16 protein-coding genes and 1 tRNA gene are annotated in these 16,998 nt (G+C 28.9%); 16 read left to right on the top strand and 1 reads right to left on the bottom strand.

Going from position 1 to position 16,998, the window contains the following annotated elements; translation table 11 throughout:
- Positions 1–55: 55 nt before the first annotated feature.
- From FVE74_RS10495 to FVE74_RS10450, 10 genes are all read left to right on the top strand, one after another.
- The gene (locus tag FVE74_RS10495) at positions 56–3,115 is read left to right on the top strand and encodes a DEAD/DEAH box helicase family protein (RefSeq protein WP_147004459.1); all 3,060 of its coding nucleotides are present in this window, start codon (positions 56–58) and stop codon (positions 3,113–3,115) included.
- Between the two features lie 267 nt (positions 3,116–3,382).
- On the top strand, positions 3,383–3,595 hold the full coding sequence (locus FVE74_RS10490) for a hypothetical protein (RefSeq protein WP_147004458.1): 213 nt from the start codon (positions 3,383–3,385) through the stop codon (positions 3,593–3,595).
- A gap of 66 nt (positions 3,596–3,661) precedes the next feature.
- Positions 3,662–4,066 (top strand): hypothetical protein, encoded by a 405-nt coding sequence (locus tag FVE74_RS10485; protein WP_147004457.1) that lies wholly within the window; start codon positions 3,662–3,664, stop codon positions 4,064–4,066.
- A 271-nt stretch (positions 4,067–4,337) separates the two neighbouring features.
- On the top strand, positions 4,338–6,248 hold the full coding sequence (thrS, locus tag FVE74_RS10480; RefSeq protein WP_147004456.1) for a threonine--tRNA ligase: 1,911 nt from the start codon (positions 4,338–4,340) through the stop codon (positions 6,246–6,248).
- A gap of 272 nt (positions 6,249–6,520) precedes the next feature.
- Complete coding sequence (locus tag FVE74_RS10475) at positions 6,521–7,288, top strand: Bax inhibitor-1 family protein (protein ID WP_147004455.1); 768 nt, start codon at positions 6,521–6,523, stop codon at positions 7,286–7,288.
- A gap of 92 nt (positions 7,289–7,380) precedes the next feature.
- A complete protein-coding gene (locus tag FVE74_RS10470; protein ID WP_147004454.1) occupies positions 7,381–7,599 on the top strand; it encodes a hypothetical protein in 219 nt (72 codons plus the stop codon).
- A 101-nt stretch (positions 7,600–7,700) separates the two neighbouring features.
- Positions 7,701–8,798 carry an RNA-guided endonuclease TnpB family protein gene (locus tag FVE74_RS10465; protein ID WP_147004453.1) on the top strand — a complete coding sequence of 366 codons (1,098 nt, stop codon included), beginning with the start codon at positions 7,701–7,703 and terminating at the stop codon, positions 8,796–8,798.
- Between the two features lie 143 nt (positions 8,799–8,941).
- Positions 8,942–9,328: a nucleoside triphosphate pyrophosphohydrolase family protein gene (locus tag FVE74_RS10460; RefSeq protein ID WP_147004452.1), complete on the top strand. Its 387-nt coding sequence runs from the start codon at positions 8,942–8,944 to the stop codon at positions 9,326–9,328.
- 216 nt (positions 9,329–9,544) lie between these two features.
- Positions 9,545–9,802: a 50S ribosomal protein L28 gene (gene rpmB, locus FVE74_RS10455; protein WP_018498529.1), complete on the top strand. Its 258-nt coding sequence runs from the start codon at positions 9,545–9,547 to the stop codon at positions 9,800–9,802.
- A 24-nt stretch (positions 9,803–9,826) separates the two neighbouring features.
- A tRNA-Arg gene (locus FVE74_RS10450) sits at positions 9,827–9,903 on the top strand.
- Positions 9,904–10,014: 111 nt separating this feature from the next.
- Here the strand turns inward: FVE74_RS10450 and FVE74_RS10445 are convergent.
- Positions 10,015–10,761, bottom strand: a complete 747-nt coding sequence (locus FVE74_RS10445; RefSeq protein ID WP_147004451.1) for an acid phosphatase — start codon at positions 10,759–10,761, stop codon at positions 10,015–10,017.
- A gap of 205 nt (positions 10,762–10,966) precedes the next feature.
- On the opposite strand from FVE74_RS10445, the gene FVE74_RS10440 reads away from it, so the two are divergent.
- The 6 genes from FVE74_RS10440 to FVE74_RS10415 all read left to right on the top strand — a co-directional run bounded on the left by FVE74_RS10440 (position 10,967) and on the right by FVE74_RS10415 (position 16,685).
- The gene (locus FVE74_RS10440; RefSeq protein ID WP_147004450.1) at positions 10,967–11,554 is read left to right on the top strand and encodes a GNAT family N-acetyltransferase; all 588 of its coding nucleotides are present in this window, start codon (positions 10,967–10,969) and stop codon (positions 11,552–11,554) included.
- A gap of 251 nt (positions 11,555–11,805) precedes the next feature.
- Positions 11,806–13,008 (top strand): phosphoglycerate kinase, encoded by a 1,203-nt coding sequence (locus tag FVE74_RS10435; protein ID WP_147004449.1) that lies wholly within the window; start codon positions 11,806–11,808, stop codon positions 13,006–13,008.
- A 264-nt stretch (positions 13,009–13,272) separates the two neighbouring features.
- Positions 13,273–13,539, top strand: a complete 267-nt coding sequence (yajC, locus tag FVE74_RS10430; protein WP_147004448.1) for a preprotein translocase subunit YajC — start codon at positions 13,273–13,275, stop codon at positions 13,537–13,539.
- 81 nt (positions 13,540–13,620) lie between these two features.
- A complete protein-coding gene (locus tag FVE74_RS10425) occupies positions 13,621–14,748 on the top strand; it encodes an N-acetylmuramoyl-L-alanine amidase family protein (RefSeq protein WP_147004447.1) in 1,128 nt (375 codons plus the stop codon).
- Between the two features lie 45 nt (positions 14,749–14,793).
- On the top strand, positions 14,794–15,339 hold the full coding sequence (locus FVE74_RS10420; RefSeq protein WP_147004446.1) for a GerMN domain-containing protein: 546 nt from the start codon (positions 14,794–14,796) through the stop codon (positions 15,337–15,339).
- Positions 15,340–15,593: 254 nt separating this feature from the next.
- Positions 15,594–16,685 carry an RNA-guided endonuclease TnpB family protein gene (locus tag FVE74_RS10415; RefSeq protein ID WP_147004445.1) on the top strand — a complete coding sequence of 364 codons (1,092 nt, stop codon included), beginning with the start codon at positions 15,594–15,596 and terminating at the stop codon, positions 16,683–16,685.
- Positions 16,686–16,998: the final 313 nt, after the last annotated feature.

Genomic DNA, 16,998 nt, shown 5'->3' with positions numbered 1-16,998 from the left:
TTTATCAAAAATGATAATCGAGGCTTTTTTATTGTTAAAAAAGAAGGAGGAAAAAATGTCAAATAAAATAATATTCCAATTTGATGATAATTTGGAATATCAGAAAAAGGCGGTAGATTCTGTTGTAGAACTATTTAGAGGATTGCCAAAATTGCTGGATAGTATTTATGCTAAAAGAATAAGAAGAAGTTTTACGGAAAAAGATCCTGTGAGAAATATTGATATTGTGGGAGGGAATAAACTTTTTCAGAATTTGAAGAAAGTTCAGTTGCAAAATGGACTTTTTACTAATGAAGAGGCTTATAAGAAACATGAAAAAGATTTTACAATTGAGATGGAAACAGGGACTGGGAAAACTTATGTTTATTTGCGTACAATATTGGAGTTGCACAAGGAGTATGGATTTAAGAAATTTATGATTGTAGTTCCATCTGTGGCGATTCGTAAAGGAGTGGAAAAATCTATTGAACAATTAAGAGATCATTTTAAAAGACTATATAATGTGGATTTGTCTAAATATAGTTTTATTTATGACAGTAATAATTTAGGAAAAGTAAATAATTTTGTGGAAGAGAATAATTTGAGTATTTGTGTTATGAATATTCAGGCATTTAATAAGGATTCGAATAAAATTCGTAAGGATGATGAATATGCTAAAAATTTATGGAGAGACATAAAATTTGTAAGACCGATTGTGTTTATTGATGAACCACAGAAAATAGAAGGGACTAAAAAGAAAAAATCTCAATCATTAAAGGCGATAGAAGAGTTGGAGCCGTTATTTACACTTCGTTATTCAGCTACACATAAAAATTTGTATAATCAGGTGTATAAACTGGATTCTTATGAGGCTTATAAAAAGAATTTAGTAAAAAAGATTCGTGTAAAAACCATAAATAGTGTTATTTCTAAAGATTTTCCGTATATTAGGTATACTTATTTTACGAAAGATTGTAAGGCACGAATAGAAATGTTTTCTCAAGTTCAAGGAGAAAGTATTAGATTTAAGAGTTTTAATGTAGAAAATGGTGTTTCTTTGTATGAATTATCAGGAGGATTACCACAGTATAAGGATATGTTTATTGCAGAACAGCCTCATAAAGAGAAGTCATTGAAAATTGCTACTAATTACGGAGATTTTGAATTAGCATTAGGAGAGAGCAATAAGAAGTTAGAGAATAAAGATATTATTCGTATTCAAATCCGTCTCGCTATAGAAAATCATTTTCAAAAGCAATTTGAGATTTTGGAAGAAGGCAAGAAAATAAAGACTTTAACATTATTTTTTATTGATGAGGTTAAGAAAGTTAGGGATAGTGAGGCTTCTGATGGGAGAGGAGATTATCTGGAAATATTTGATGAGGAGTATTCAAATTTTATAGAAAAAAATGAGAAGAAAATAGAGGAGTACAAAAATTATTTTCCTAGTTATAAGGATGCTAATTTGGTTCGAGAAGGATATTTTGCATTAGATAAGAAGAAAAATGAAGTTGAGGTGGAATATAAAAATGAAGATGAACCAAAGGCAAAATCACAAGAGGATATTGATAGAGGAATAGAACTTATTTTAGAGAAAAAAGATGAATTGATTTCTTTTAATGAGCCATTAGCTTTTATTTTTTCACATTCTGCTCTTAGAGAAGGTTGGGATAATCCAAATGTATTTACTTTGTGTACATTGAAAAATGGAAGCAGCGAAATTGCAAAAAAACAAGAAATTGGTAGGGGCCTTAGACTTCCTGTAGATGTGACTGGAAATAGATGTCTTGATAGGAATGTAAATGAACTTACTGTTATTGCAAATGATAGTTATGAAAATTTTTCAAGAATGCTTCAAGAAGATTTTAATAAGAATATGAATAAAAATGAAGTTACATCGGATCTTTTACTTGTAACTCTTGAAAAAGCAGGTATTCCTAAAATTAAGATTACTTCGGAACTGGTAGATGAATTTAAGAAAGAATTGATTGAAAAAAAAGTGATGGATTCTAACAATGTGCTTTTGAAAAATGGGGAAGAGGAAATAAAAGAAATACAATTTTCAAATGAAACTTTACAGGAACATTCAATACAAATTGCTGAAAATTTTGTGAAATATATGGTGGAAAAAGGTACAAACCGTATTGAAATAGCAAATGGAGATAACGAGCCGATTATTAATAAGCAAAGAAGTTTTGTTTCTGAAAAGGAATTCCAAAATCTTTTTGAGGAATTAGGAACAAATCTTAGTAAAAAGGCGATTTATAAGTGTACAATTGATAATGAAAAATATATAAAAAGTAGTATAGAAAAAATAAATAGTTATATAAGTAATTTTGATTTGAAGCAAGTTGTAGAATTGACGGAAGCAAAAGGAAATTACGATGATACAGGCAAATTTAATACTGATAAATATGGCGACAAAGAAATAGAGATATCTAAAATTGAAGTGGCTCCAAAAAGTGATTTTGAAATAGCAAATTACATAATGTATCACACAATGCTCCCAAGATTAGCAATATTAAAAATAATAAGTGGACTTGAAAAGGAGAAAAGAAAAGCCTTAAATATTCAAGATGTTCTGGAAAATGTAACTGAAATATTGCTTGAAAACTTAAATGAAATAAAAGCTGAAAAAGTTTTTGAATATGAAGTGATAGATGGATATGTGACTGATACAGAGAAAATTTTTCAAGTGGATAATAAAATAAACGAAGAAGATTTTGAAAATAAAAGAAGGTTATTTCAAGCTAAAAAAGGTAGTAGAAGCCTAAATGATTATTATAAACTTGACAGCGATGGAGAAAAAGAATTTGCAGAAAAGCTGGAAAATGATGAAAATGTACTTATGTTTACAAAACTAAAAAAAGGCGGATTTGTAATAGATACACCTTATGGAAATTATTCACCAGACTGGGCAATCATCTACAAAAATTCGTCAGAAAACAGTGAAAACAATGTTGGAATATATTTTATTGTTGAAACGAAGGCAGATAAAGAAGAAAAGGATTTGACTTCTGTTGAAAAAAGTAAGATAAAATGTGGAAAACTTCATTTTGAAGCGATTTCGAAGGAGGTGAAATTTAACTGGGTAAATAATTACGATGATTTTAAAAGGAAATTTGAAATTAAATAAAAACTAATTGAAGGGAGATAATAAAAGTGAGCGAAAATCACATAAAGACATAAAATTACCGATTGTAAAGATTCTAATAACAATATAGAATAGCAACTATATATTGAACTATTAGAAAATAATAAGTAACAGTAAAGTGTTTTTAAAGCATTTAATACTAAAAAAATAAATGCTAAAATATAAAAAAATTGAAGTGGTAAAATATGGCTAAAAATATAATATATATAATTAAAAAAGGTGTTTATTATGGTAAGGTGGTGTATAATTATGGTAATAAATAAAAAAGTGTCGGAGTTACGGCACTTAAAAGAAAAAATTCTAGAACTAGAATTAAACATAAATGTTTTAAAGCAAATTAACTCAAAAAACTGCTTTGAGTATGCAAAAATAAAGATAAAGGAATTGAAAGACTTAAAAATAGAGTTCCAGCAAGTTCAACAGGAATTGCACGAACTGTTGGACAAGGAGATGAAACTATGAGTTAAAACATATGTTTAATAAAATTTAAACGTACAACAAACAGCATAAAGACAAGGGAGAGATATTATGAAAAATTTTAAGGAAAGATTATACGGCAACGAATTGCAGGAAATAGAGCAGGAAATGGAATTGGCTGGGTATAGTAACAATTTTATTTTCTATGTGTCTAATCATTTTAAGTCATTTTTTGAAAATGCTTATGTAGAAGATACGACGGCATTAAGACAATTAAAATATTATAGTGCAATTGGCACTTTAACATACAATGATGATCAATCAAAATCAGATTTGCTGGAGCAGTATGAAGATATTAATATATTTTTTAAAAACAATAGTGAATATAAAAAATATGGTTATTTATTTTTTGAAAATGTGGAAAAACTTGAAGTGCTAATAATTGAAAAATTATTTAATGATTATGCTCTGAAGTATGATTATACAGAAAAAGAGCTGGAGGAATTAAATAAATAAAATACAAAATATAAAACAATATTATTGATTATAGATTACTCCAATATCTAAAAAACAATTTCCGAGTAAGAATAAATTTCTAAATTCTTACTCATTTTTTTATTTACTTTTAAATATAATTGTTTAGATATGTGGATTTTAGAGATGTTTTCAATTTTTAGGTTGAAAAAAAGCAAGAATTATACTATAATAAATAATTATACGACTAATTTACAACTAGGCTTGTTAAGCCTTAATTTATACGACAAAAGAGAGAAAGAAGGTATTGAAAATGATAGAAATGATTTTGCCTGATGGTAGTAAAAGACAGTTGGAAAATCCGATGACTGTTGTGGAATTTGCAAAAAGTATTGGGAGCAGTCTTGGGAAGGCAACCGTTGGAGCTGTAATTGACGGTGTGCAAGTTGATCCGTCTTATGTTATTGATAAATCTGGAGAAATTGAAATAATTACTAATACAAGTGAAAAGGGAATAGAAATTATAAGACACAGTGCGGCTCACATAATGGCTCAAGCTGTGCAAAGATTATTCCCAAATACAAAAGTTACAATAGGGCCTGTTGTGGAAAATGGATTTTTCTATGACTTTGATCCTGAAAGACCTTTTACTGAAGAAGATTTAGCAAAAATCGAAGAAGAAATGAAAAAAATAGTAAAAGAAAATTATCCTTTTGAAAGAAGCGAAATGAGTGCTGAAGAAGCTAAAAAATTCTTTGCTGAAAAGGGTGAAACTTATAAAGTTGAAATAATTGATGACTTGGGAGTTGACAAAGTTAGCATTTACAAACAAGGAGAATTTGTGGATTTATGCCGTGGAACACATGTTCCATCAACTGGATATTTAAAAGCGTTTAAATTAATGTCAACTGCTGGAGCTTACTGGCGTGGAGATTCTAAAAATAAAATGCTTCAAAGAATTTACGGAGTGGCTTTTGCATCTAAAAAAGAGCTGGATGAATATTTGACAATGATGGAAGAAGCTGAAAGAAGGGATCACAGAAAATTAGGAAAACAGCTTAACTTATTTTTCTTGGATGAACATGGACCAGGTTTCCCATTCTTCATGCCAAAAGGCGTGGAATTGTTTAATAAATTGCAAGAAATCTGGAGAGTTGAACATAAAAAAAGAGGCTATCAGGAAATAAAGACTCCAATTATGCTGGATAAGGAATTATGGGAAATTTCTGGACACTGGTTCAATTACCGTGAAAATATGTATACATCAACAATTGATGAAAAAGAGTATGCAATAAAGCCTATGAACTGTCCGGGTTCAATAATTGCCTACAAGAATAATTTACATTCATACAAGGATTTACCATTGAAATACGGAGAAATGGGATTAGTTCACAGACACGAATTTAGTGGTGCTTTGCATGGACTTATGAGAGTTAGAGCATTTACACAAGATGATGCGCACGTTTTCTGTACTAAAGAACAAATTGAAGAACAAATTATTGAAATTATTGATTTATACGATAAATTCTATACTTTATTCGGATTTGAATATCATATTGAATTATCAACAAAACCAGATAAAGCAATTGGTTCTGATGAAATTTGGGAAATGGCTGAAGCTAATTTAAAATCGGCTTTGGAACATAAAGGAATTGACTACAAGTTGAATCCTGGAGATGGAGCATTCTACGGTCCAAAAATTGACTTTAAGATGAAAGATTCGATTGGAAGAATTTGGCAATGTGGAACAATCCAGTTAGACTTCAACTTGCCACAAAGATTTGAAATGAGCTATATTGGTGCAGATGGAGAAAAACATGAACCAGTAATGATTCACCGTGCAATGTACGGAAGTTTGGAAAGATTCCTTGGAATTTTGATTGAACATTACGCAGGAGCGTTCCCTACTTGGTTAGCACCAGTTCAAGCAAGAATTTTAACAATTTCTGATGAACAAGTTCCATTTGCAAAAGAAGTGTTTGAAAAACTTCAAAATGCGGGAATTAGAGTTGAACTTGACACAAGAGTGGAAAAAATTGGATATAAAATTAGGGAAGCAAATGGAGATCAAAAAATACCAGTTCAATTGATTATTGGTAAAAACGAAGTTGCGAATAATGAAGTAAATATGAGAAGGTTTGGTTCACAAGAAAGTAAAAATGTGTCAGTTGATGAAATTTTAAATATTTTGGTGGAAGAATCAAAAGTTCCGTTTAAAAAGTAAGTTTGAATTTTGAATTATAATTAAATAATTAATATTAAAAAAGTAGAAATATTTATCTATTTAGTAACAAGAGGTTTTATACCATTGATAAATATGGATTTTTAAAAATAGAATATAATGTAAGAGATTTTACAGATAAAAAAAAGCCTTTAAAAAAAATATAGTGGTATTATTATAATAGTTTAGATATAGGTTTTAGTTTAAATCCTATAGAATTTAAAAATTATTTAAATTATTTTAAATAAAAAGTTTATAAATAAGAGGTGATTTTTATGAAAAAAGATTACGATGAATTGGAAACTTATAATCATAATAACGACAGTTATAATGAATATGGTGGACAAGCAAGAATGACTTATGATGATTTAAACAGAGTTGTAAGTGCAAAAGTTTGTGGAAGTATGCTTTGGATGGTACTGGGACTTCTTGTGACAGGGATTACAGGTTATATGGTGTATACAGGGCTGGTATCAGGTAATCCGGTTGCATACGGGATTTTAAAAATGTATTGGCTGTTTGCTGTTTTGGAAATAGCTGTGGTGTTTGGATTTACTGCGTTAGTTTATAAAGCTAATTCAAGTACGTTAAGACTTATGTTTCTTGCATATTCGTTCTTGAATGGATTGACATTTTCAGTTCTTGGAATTGTCTATGCTCCTGGAATTATAGTTTCGGCATTTTTGGGAACATTTGTGTTATTTGCAGTTTTGGCTGTTTATGGTTACTTGACTAGAGAAAATTTGACAAAGTTTACACCAATTCTAGTTGCTGGATTAATTGCAATTATTTTAGTAAGCATAATAAATATCTTTTTGCAAAATAGTGGAGTTGACTTGTTCATATCAATAATTGGAGTAATTATATTTACAATTTTTATTGCAGTTGATGTAAATAGAATAAGAAATAACATTGTTGCTTATGCGGTTCAAGAGGATTCAGAAATTCTAAATAAAATAGAAATAGTTGGTGCATTAAATTTATATTTAGACTTTGTAAACTTGTTTATTTACATTTTAAGACTTTTAGGAAGAAGAAGATAGAACTATATTTAAAATATTAATGTGAAAGTGCTTTAAAGTTGGAGTTTTTCTGATTTTAAAGCAATTTTACTTTTTTAGAAAGCGGGAAAATTTTGCAGAATAATAAATTAAATGGTGATTTGGAAAAATTTATTAACGATGAAATTACAAACAGTAAGATTTGGGTGTTTTGTGGAATAATGATTTCTATTCTGCTGTCACAGATGTTAAATTTACAGGCTGAAATGTATAAAATTATGTATATTTTTAACAAAAAGATAGCAAGAAGTCTCCGACTTCTACAAGTGGGAGATGAATTGCTTTTTTTGTAAAAAAATTGAAAAAAGTATACTCTTATGATACAATTTTTGTATAAAATATTGAATAAAAATAATTAAAAATAATATTCAAAATCAAAAGGAGGTGTAATTTCATGAAATATAATTTGGCATTCAAATACAGAATTTATCCAAATAAAGAGCAGGAATTATTGATAAATAAGACTTTTGGATGTGTTCGTTTTGTTTACAATACAATTTTGTATACAGCAAATAAAATTTATGAAGAAACTGGGAAAAATAAAATAATTACACCTGCCAGTTTGAAAAGTGAAAACCAATTTTTGAAAGAAGTAGACAGTCTAGCACTTTCAAATGCTCAATTGAATGTAAAACGATCGTTTACGAATTTTTTTCAGAAGAGAGCGAAGTTTCCAAAGTTCAAATCTAAAAAGAATAATGTTAAAAGTTACACGACAAATTGTGTGAACAATTCGATACGAATTGAGGAAAACAAATATTTGGTTTTGCCAAAACTGAAAAGAATAAAATTGAAATATCATAGAGAAATACCAAAGAATTATATAATAAAGTCGGTAACATTGACAAACAGCAATGGAAGTTATTATGTTTCGGTTTTGACAGAATTTGAAAAAGAAATTCAAAAAATACCAAGTAATGATAAAGTAATTGGACTTGATTTTTCAATGTCTGAATTATTTGTCAGTTCTGAAAACCAAAGAGCTGATTATCCAAAATATTTTAGAATGCTGGAGAAAAAATTGAAAAAATTACAGAAATCATTATCAAGAAAAGTGAGATTTTCTAAAAATTGGTATAAACAAAAAATGAAAATATCAAAATTACATGAGTATATCAAAAATTGTCGAAGAGATTTTTTGCATAAATTATCGAAAAAATTGTCTGAAATATATAATGCTGTGGTTGTCGAAGATTTGAATATGAAAGGGATGAGCCAGGCATTAAATTTTGGAAAAAGTGTCGGAGATAATGGATGGGGAATGTTTTTGAGAATGCTTGAGTATAAACTGATGTTTTTAGGAAAACAATTTTTGAAGATAGATAAGTGGTTTCCGTCATCGAAAACTTGCAGTAAATGTGGAAACATTAAAGAGAAACTGAAATTAACAGAAAGAAGTTATAGATGTGAGTGCTGTGGGATTGAAATTGATAGAGATTACAATGCGGCATTGAATATAAAAAACATTGGAAAATTGATGTTGGAATATTAGGAAAATAAAAGAAGACAGGGTAGGAACTACCCGAAGAGCTTGGTAAATATATTTGGCTAGCAAAAGCAGATACTTCCCAAGAAGCTCCCGCTTCTAAAAGCGGGAGTAGTTCACTATAGATTTGAAAGGAAAATAAAAAATAGATGAAAAGAAAAATTGAATGTGTGGAAGAATTTCACAGAATTTATAAACTTGGAAATTCTGAAAAGCCAATTGGAAAATTAAAGGATGGATTGGAAAAATTGAGATTTGACTTGATGGCTGAAGAAAATGGAGAATATTTGGAAGCGGCTAAAAAAGGAGATGTTACAGAAGTGGCAGATGCCCTTGGGGATATGCTTTATATCCTTTGTGGAACTATTATAGAACATGGTATGCAAAATGTGATTGACGATGTCTTTGAAGAAATTCATAGAAGCAATTTGAGCAAATTAGATGAAAATGGGAATCCAATTTATCGGGAAGATGGGAAAGTTGTAAAAGGACCAAATTATTTTCCGCCAAATTTGAAGAAATTTTTTGAAAAATAAGGGGAAATTTTTGAGAAATAAAGTAAAAAAATATCATAATAACTTGTAAAAGTTATCAAAATATGATAAAATAGAATGCGATATGTAAAAATAATTTTAACTGAATAACGATTTTTTTAAAATAGTTAAGTTAATATGTTATAATAAAACAGCAGGACTGTTAAAAAAATAAAGATGAAAGGAGAACTGCTAAAATATTTAGTAGAGGTGAATAAAATGCAAAGATGTGAAGTTTTTGGAAAAACAGTAAGCCATGGAAATAGAGTGAGCCACTCTCACAAAGCTACAAAAAGAATTTGGAGACCAAATTTACAAACAATGCTTTTAACTATCAACAATGAAGAAGTTAGAGTAAGAGTTTGTACAAAAGCAATGAAAACATTAAAAGGGAAAAATAACGATCAAGTTAAAAAAATCTTGTTAAAAAACAAAGAAACATTAAGCCCTAAAATACTAAAAGTATTAGCAAAGTAAGTTTTTATAACTTACTTTTTGTGTGTACCCGTAGCTCAACTGGATAGAGCGTCTGACTTCGGATCAGAAGGCTTGGGGTTCGATTCCTCACGGGTACGCCATTTTTTTTATAAAAAATTATTCATTATTTAAATATAAGGACATCAAAATTAGATGCCCTTTTTTATTTATTGAATTTATACTATTTTTAGTCATAATGATAGATTTGTTTATTATTTTCTTTTGCTAATTCTTTGAAATTCAGCTTTTGCTTTAGCTAATTGAGTATTAAATTCGCTGTTTGAATGTAATGTTGCGACAACTGTGCTTGCTACTACACGAGCTGCATCCACATCGCTTTGCCAGTGATAACCGCAAATTACACGACTTTGCCCCATTTCATATCCACGTTTTATAATTTCGCTTTGTCTTGCTGGATTTATTTCAGCCAATACTAATGCAGTAGCCCATCCGATTGAAGTATGCCCTGATGGATAAGATCCATTTTTTGAAAGAGTTGCTTCATCTTCTGGACGGCAAGTAGATTCTTTAAAATATGCAAATGGACGAATTCTCATATATGTCTGTTTTGCAGATCTTGTTGCCAAATCTCCTGCATCTTCACGTAATTTTGTAACTAATTTAAAAATTTCAGGGGTAGTTTGAGCAGAAATTGTGTATCCAAAGGCTTCAGAAAAAGCACGAGGTACTCCATCTCCTTCTACTTGCGCATCATTATATGCCTGTTTTCCTCTTTCAGTATTTCTTAATAATTTTCCTTTTTCATATTGAGCCTTGTCATTTAAAAAAGCTATACTGTCAACTGCTGGTGGAGGTGGCAACAAATCATAGCTGCTTACAACTTGTGAACTTTTTAAAAAGTACACCTCCGGTTTTGTTGTTACGTCATTTCCTGCTCCTGCTGAAAATGAAACTAAACTTGCAAATAAAAATGCACCAATTAATAACGTTTTTTTCATATTTGAACCATCCCTTTCCTAATAATATTTTTCAATAAAATTATATCTTATTTTTTATGAGTGTCAAGAGTAAGCAATCTGTTCTATTGAAATTCAACTAAAAAAATGCTAGTATATTTTATATGAATTTAAAAATTATTACTAATCAAAAAAATTGAGAATAAAATTTAGTAAAGGAAAAATTAAGAACATTGAGGTGCTGAAAATGAAGTTAAAAAAAGAAAATCTGATTTTTAGATTTGCAACTGAAGAAGATGCTGAAAAGATCTTAAAAATTTATGAGCCGTATGTTGAAAAAACTACAATTACATTTGAGTATGAAGTACCTTCAGCCGAGGAATTTAAAGGAAGAATAAGAGAAATTTTAAAGGAATATCCGTATATTATTTGTGAATACGAAAATGAGATAATTGGATATGCTTATGCACATAGGATTTGGAGCAGGGCTGCCTATCAGTGGGATGCGGAACTTTCGGTTTATACAGATGGAAATTATGCAGGAAATGGAATTGGGAAAAAATTGTATAAAATTTTGATTGAAATACTGAAGCTTCAAAATATTGTAAATGTCTATGCGCTTGTAACTTATCCTAATGAAAATAGTGAAAAATTGCATAATTACTTTGGATTTAAAAAAGTTGCATTTTTTGAAAATTCTGGATACAAATTTGGAAAATGGGTTGGTGTCACTTGGTTTGAAAAAGCTATTTCCGAATATCCTAAAAATCCTAAGCCGATAAAAAAAGTATCAGAAATTGATGAAGTTAAATTAAAACAAATTTTAGAGCTGTAAAAAGTATAGATTTTTTTAGTATTTTAATAAAACAAACGTTCTGAAGCAAAAAGTATTGACTCCTTGTAAATAAAAAATCAAGTCATTAAACAATCCAATATTGATTTTATAGGCATAAAATGACATATTTTTTAAAATGTTAAAAATGTTTTGAGATTATATATTAAATTGCTTGAAAATCAGATTAAAGAGTGGTATAATTCAAGTGGAAAAAAAAAGATTTTGAATAAATTTTAGGAGGATATAACGAAATGGCTAAAAAAACTTTAAAAGACTTAGACGTAAAAGGTAAAAAAGTATTAGTAAGAGTTGATTTCAATGTACCAATAAAAGATGGAGTTATTACAAATGATAATAGAATTACAGCTGCTCTTCCAACTTTAAAATATATTTTGGAAAATGGCGGAAGAGTAATCGCATTTTCTCACTTGGGAAAAGTTAAGGAAGAAGCTGACAAAGCCTCAAAAACTTTAGCGCCAGTTGCAAAAAGATTGGAAGAACTTTTAGAAAAACCAGTTAAATTTATTCCTGAAACTAGAGGACCTGAATTGGAAAAAGCAGTTTCTGAACTAAAAGATGGAGAAATCTTAATGTTTGAAAACACTAGATTTGAAGACTTAGATGGTAAAAAAGAATCTAAAAATGATCCTGAATTAGGAAAATACTGGGCATCACTTGGAGATGTATTTGTAAACGATGCATTCGGAACTGCTCATAGAGCACATGCTTCAAATGTAGGAATTGCTTCAAATATTAAAGATTCTGCAGTAGGATTTTTAGTAGAAAAAGAAATTAAATTTATCGGTGGAGCAGTTGACAATCCTGAAAGACCATTAGTTGCTATTTTAGGAGGAGCAAAAGTTTCTGATAAAATTGGTGTAATTGAAAACTTATTGGATAAAGCTGATAAAGTAATTATCGGTGGAGGAATGATGTTTACTTTCTTAAAAGCTGAAGGTAAAAACACAGGTTCTTCATTATTGGAAGCTGACAAAGTAGAATTAGCCGCTTCATTAATCAAAAAAGCAAAAGAAAAAAATGTTGAATTATTATTGCCAATTGATACAGTTGTAGCAAAAGAATTTAAAAATGATACAGAATTTAAAACAGTTTCTGTAGATGACATTGAAGATGGATGGATGGGATTAGATATAGGTGAAAAATCTGTAGAATTATTCAAAAAAGCTTTAGAAGGTGCTAAAACTGTAGTATGGAATGGACCAATGGGAGTATTTGAAATGGAAAACTTCGCTAAAGGAACAATTGGTGTATGTAAAGCAATCGCAGAATTATCTGATGCTAAGACAATCATCGGTGGTGGAGATTCAGCAGCAGCAGCTATCCAATTAGGATTTGCTGACAAATTCTCACACATTTCAACTGGTGGAGGAGCTTCTCTTGAATACTTGGAAGGAAAAGTATTGCCAGGAGTAGCTGCAATTTCTGATAAATAATAAACTAACTTAAATAACTATTAATTTAGTTGACTAAGAATAATTTTTTCATTTTAATCACGAAATGACTGTCTTGAAATTAATTTTTTAAGATAGTCATTTTCACTTTAATATTATTTTTTATAAGATTTGATATTAAAAGTTATAATCATTTCACAAAAGATTTTTAGCTAAAAATAATTTTTTTAAAATTGAAACATAATCTAAATTGTGGTATAATTAAAAAAGATTTTAGAATTTCAGAAGGAGGAGAAATAAATAATTATGGATAAGAATTCAATGGGAGTAATAATAATTTATGTGGTATTTTTGGCAGTATTGATTTTACCAACATACTTTGCAAATAAAAAAAAGAAAAAACAAAAAGCTGAATTAATGGAAAATTTAAAAGTAGGAGCTAAAATAACTACAGTTGGAGGAATCCAAGGAACTATTACAAATGTTTTTACAGATACTGTGGAAATGAAAATTGATAAAAATGCAAGAATGACTGTTCTTAAATCAGCAGTTGAAAGAATTGAAACAAAATAAGAATTTAGAGATGTTATGTTTATTGAGATTTATGTATTTTTAAAAATAATTGAAATGAATAGTAAAAAATAGGAGGAAAAAATGAAAAGGATATTATTGTTTTTGTTACTTTTTGTAAGTGCAATTACATTTTCTGATACTTTAAAAAATGTTTCATATAATAATGGAAAGGTCATTGGAACATTTAGGGAAAATAAACAGATTATTCCAAATGCTTCTGTCACAAAATTAGGGGGTGAAGACCTGTTAATGTTAAGTTTCCCAGATAGTAAAATGGAAAGTGGTGTTCCAGCATTTATTAACAAAAGTGATCAGTATATAAGTAAGGTTTATACAGTTGAAAATAATGGAATGGTAGTAGTGTATGTGTATTTAAAACCATCTGTTACTTATCAAGTTACCAGTAGAAATGGAGAGTTTCAAGTAACATTAGATGGAGGTAAAGCTGTAACAGCGCAAAAATCATATAATACACCACAAAGCCAGAATAATAACAGCAACAATACAAGAATAACACAGACTCAGTCACAAAGCCAGTCAGGTAATACTTCAAGAGGAAATAAAAAATATACAATAGTTGTAGATCCTGGACATGGTGGACATGATTCAGGAGCAAGAGGAAATGGATATAATGAAAAAGATATAGCATTGCAAGTTGCAACAAGGCTAGCTAATAATTTAAGACAGGATTACAATGTTATAATGACTAGAGATTCAGATTTTTTTGTGCCATTAGATACAAGAGCCAAAATTGGAAATGATGCAAATGCAGATTTCTTTATAAGTATCCACTTAAATTCAGGTTCGAGTTCATCAGCAAATGGAACAGAAGTATTTTATTTTAGTAAAAAAGATCAAGGAAGTTATGCTGCACAAGTAGCCAAATTTGAAAATAAAGTTGATGGAAGCTATGGAGATGTGCCATTTTCAGACTTTATTTTAAATGATATTTTTTATAGAAAAAATCAAAAGACAAGTCAAGCTATAGCAGAATCTGTATTAAATAATCTTATAAATACAACAGGGCTTAGAAGAAGAGGAGTTTTTGGAGCAAATTTTGCAGTACTTCGTGGAAGTAATTCACCATCAATACTTGTAGAATTAGGATTTATGAATAATTATTCTGATTTATCGCAATACTTGACACCAGATGGTCAAGAAAGAGCAGCAAATGCTATTGGAAGTGCAATAAGAAGTTATTTTAGATAATTTCATTTTAAATAATGGAAATATTATCCAAATTAGGAGAATTTTATGCCAAAAAAAGAAGAATCAAAAGAAGAACCTAAAAAGAAAAAAGTATTTTTTAGCAGCGTATTTTTTATAATATTGCTTATTTTAATAACGGCTGCTGTAGTTGCAACGAATATATATGACAGGGATAACAGTGAAGAAATACATGTAACTGTTGATAAGAATTTAGTAAAGGAAACAGCGCAAAATGAGGAAACTCAAAATAAAATTTCTATATTTGTATTTGATCCTGGCACAAGAACAATTTATGAGCGAGAAATCGCAATTCCACGTCAAGTGAACTTAATTGAAGGGGATTTCATAAATGGAATTATCAGAAATTCAAATTATATTACAGATGATATGAAATTTAGAAGTGCCTACAACCTTAGAATTGACAATGTAAATACAACAGTTGTAAAATTAAATGCGGCATTCGCAAATTTGAAAAAAAATCCTGAATTATTTAATGGATTTTCTCAAGCTGTAACAAATACAATTTTAAAAAACTTTCCCAATATTCAAAGTGTCATAATTCAAATAGATGGGGAAACAAATGTTCAATAAAAGTAAAATATTTAAGTAAAAAATTAAATTAGACTGTTTTGGTATTAATAAGAGATTTTTAACAAAAAGATAGCAAGAAGTCTCCGACTTCTATAAGTGGGAGATGAATTGCTTTTTTTTGTAAAAAAAAATTGAAAAAAGGATATATCTTATGATACAATTTTTGTATAAAATATTGAAGAGAAGTTATAAATAATAAAATTTCTAAAAAAATAACTTAAAATAATATCCAAAATCAAAAGGAGGTGTAATTTATGAAATATAATTTAGCATTCAAATACAGAATTTATCCAAATAAAGATCAAGAATTATTGATAAATAAGACTTTTGGATGTGTTCGTTTTGTCTACAATACGATTTTGTACACTGCGAATAAATTTTATGAAGAAACTGGAAAAAATAAAATAATTACACCTGCCAGTTTGAAAAGTGAAAATCGATTTCTAAAAGAAGTAGACAGTTTGGCACTTTCAAATGCTCAATTGAATGTAAAACGATCATTTACGAATTTCTTTCAAAAGAGGGCAAAGTTTCCAAGGTTCAAATCTAAAAAGAATAATGTTAAAAGTTACACGACAAATTGTGTGAACAATTCAATACGAATTGAGGAAAACAAATATTTGGTTTTGCCAAAATTAAAAAGAATAAAATTAAAATATCATAGAGAAATACCGAAGGATTACAAGATAAAGTCAGTAACATTGATAAATAGCAATGGAAACTATTATGTTTCTGTTTTGACAGAATTTGAAAAAGAAATTCAAAAGGTAGTTAGTAAAGATAAAGTAATTGGACTTGATTTTTCAATGTCTGAATTATTTGTTAGTTCTGAAAACCAAAGGGCTGATTATCCAAGATATTTTAGGATGTTGGAGAAAAAATTGAAAAAATTACAGAAATCATTATCAAGAAAAGTAAAATTTTCTAAAAATTGGTATAAACAAAAAATGAAAATATCAAAATTGCATGAGTATATTAAAAATTGTCGAAGAGATTTTTTGCATAAATTATCGAAAAAATTGTCTGAAGATTATAATGCTGTGGTTGTTGAAAATTTGAATATGAAAGGAATGAGCCAGGTATTAAATTTTGGGAAAAGTGTAGGAGATAATGGATGGGGAATGTTTTTGAGAATGCTTGAATATAAGTTGATGTTTTTAGGGAAACAATTTTTGAAGATAGATAAGTGGTTTCCGTCATCGAAAACTTGCAGTAAATGTGGAAATGTTAAAGATGAACTGAAATTATCAGAAAGAAGTTATAAATGTGAGTGCTGTGGGATTGAAATTGATAGAGATTACAATGCGGCGCTGAATATAAGAGATATTGGAAATATTAGGAAATAAAAAAACAGGGCAGGGACTGCCCGAAGAGCTTGGTAAATATATTTGGCTAGCAAAAGCAGATACTTCCCAAGAAGCTCCCGCTTCTAAAAGCGGGAGTAGTTCACTATCAAGGCAGTTTTTTTATGAAATTTAGTATTAGATTTAAAAGCTATGACTATTTTACTCAAATTCTAAATTTATATGGTTTTTAATAGTTTTGAGTATATAAATAAAAAATATCATTTTTTAAATAAATTTCAAAAAACCTCTTGTTTTTGTTTTTTTCTTTATGATATAATAGACAGAAAGAAATTTTTTTTGGAGATAATAAATT

The organism is Leptotrichia wadei, assembly GCF_007990445.1.
GTDB classification, from domain to species: domain Bacteria; phylum Fusobacteriota; class Fusobacteriia; order Fusobacteriales; family Leptotrichiaceae; genus Leptotrichia; species Leptotrichia wadei_A.
This window is presented reverse-complemented; position numbering and strand designations above follow the sequence as displayed.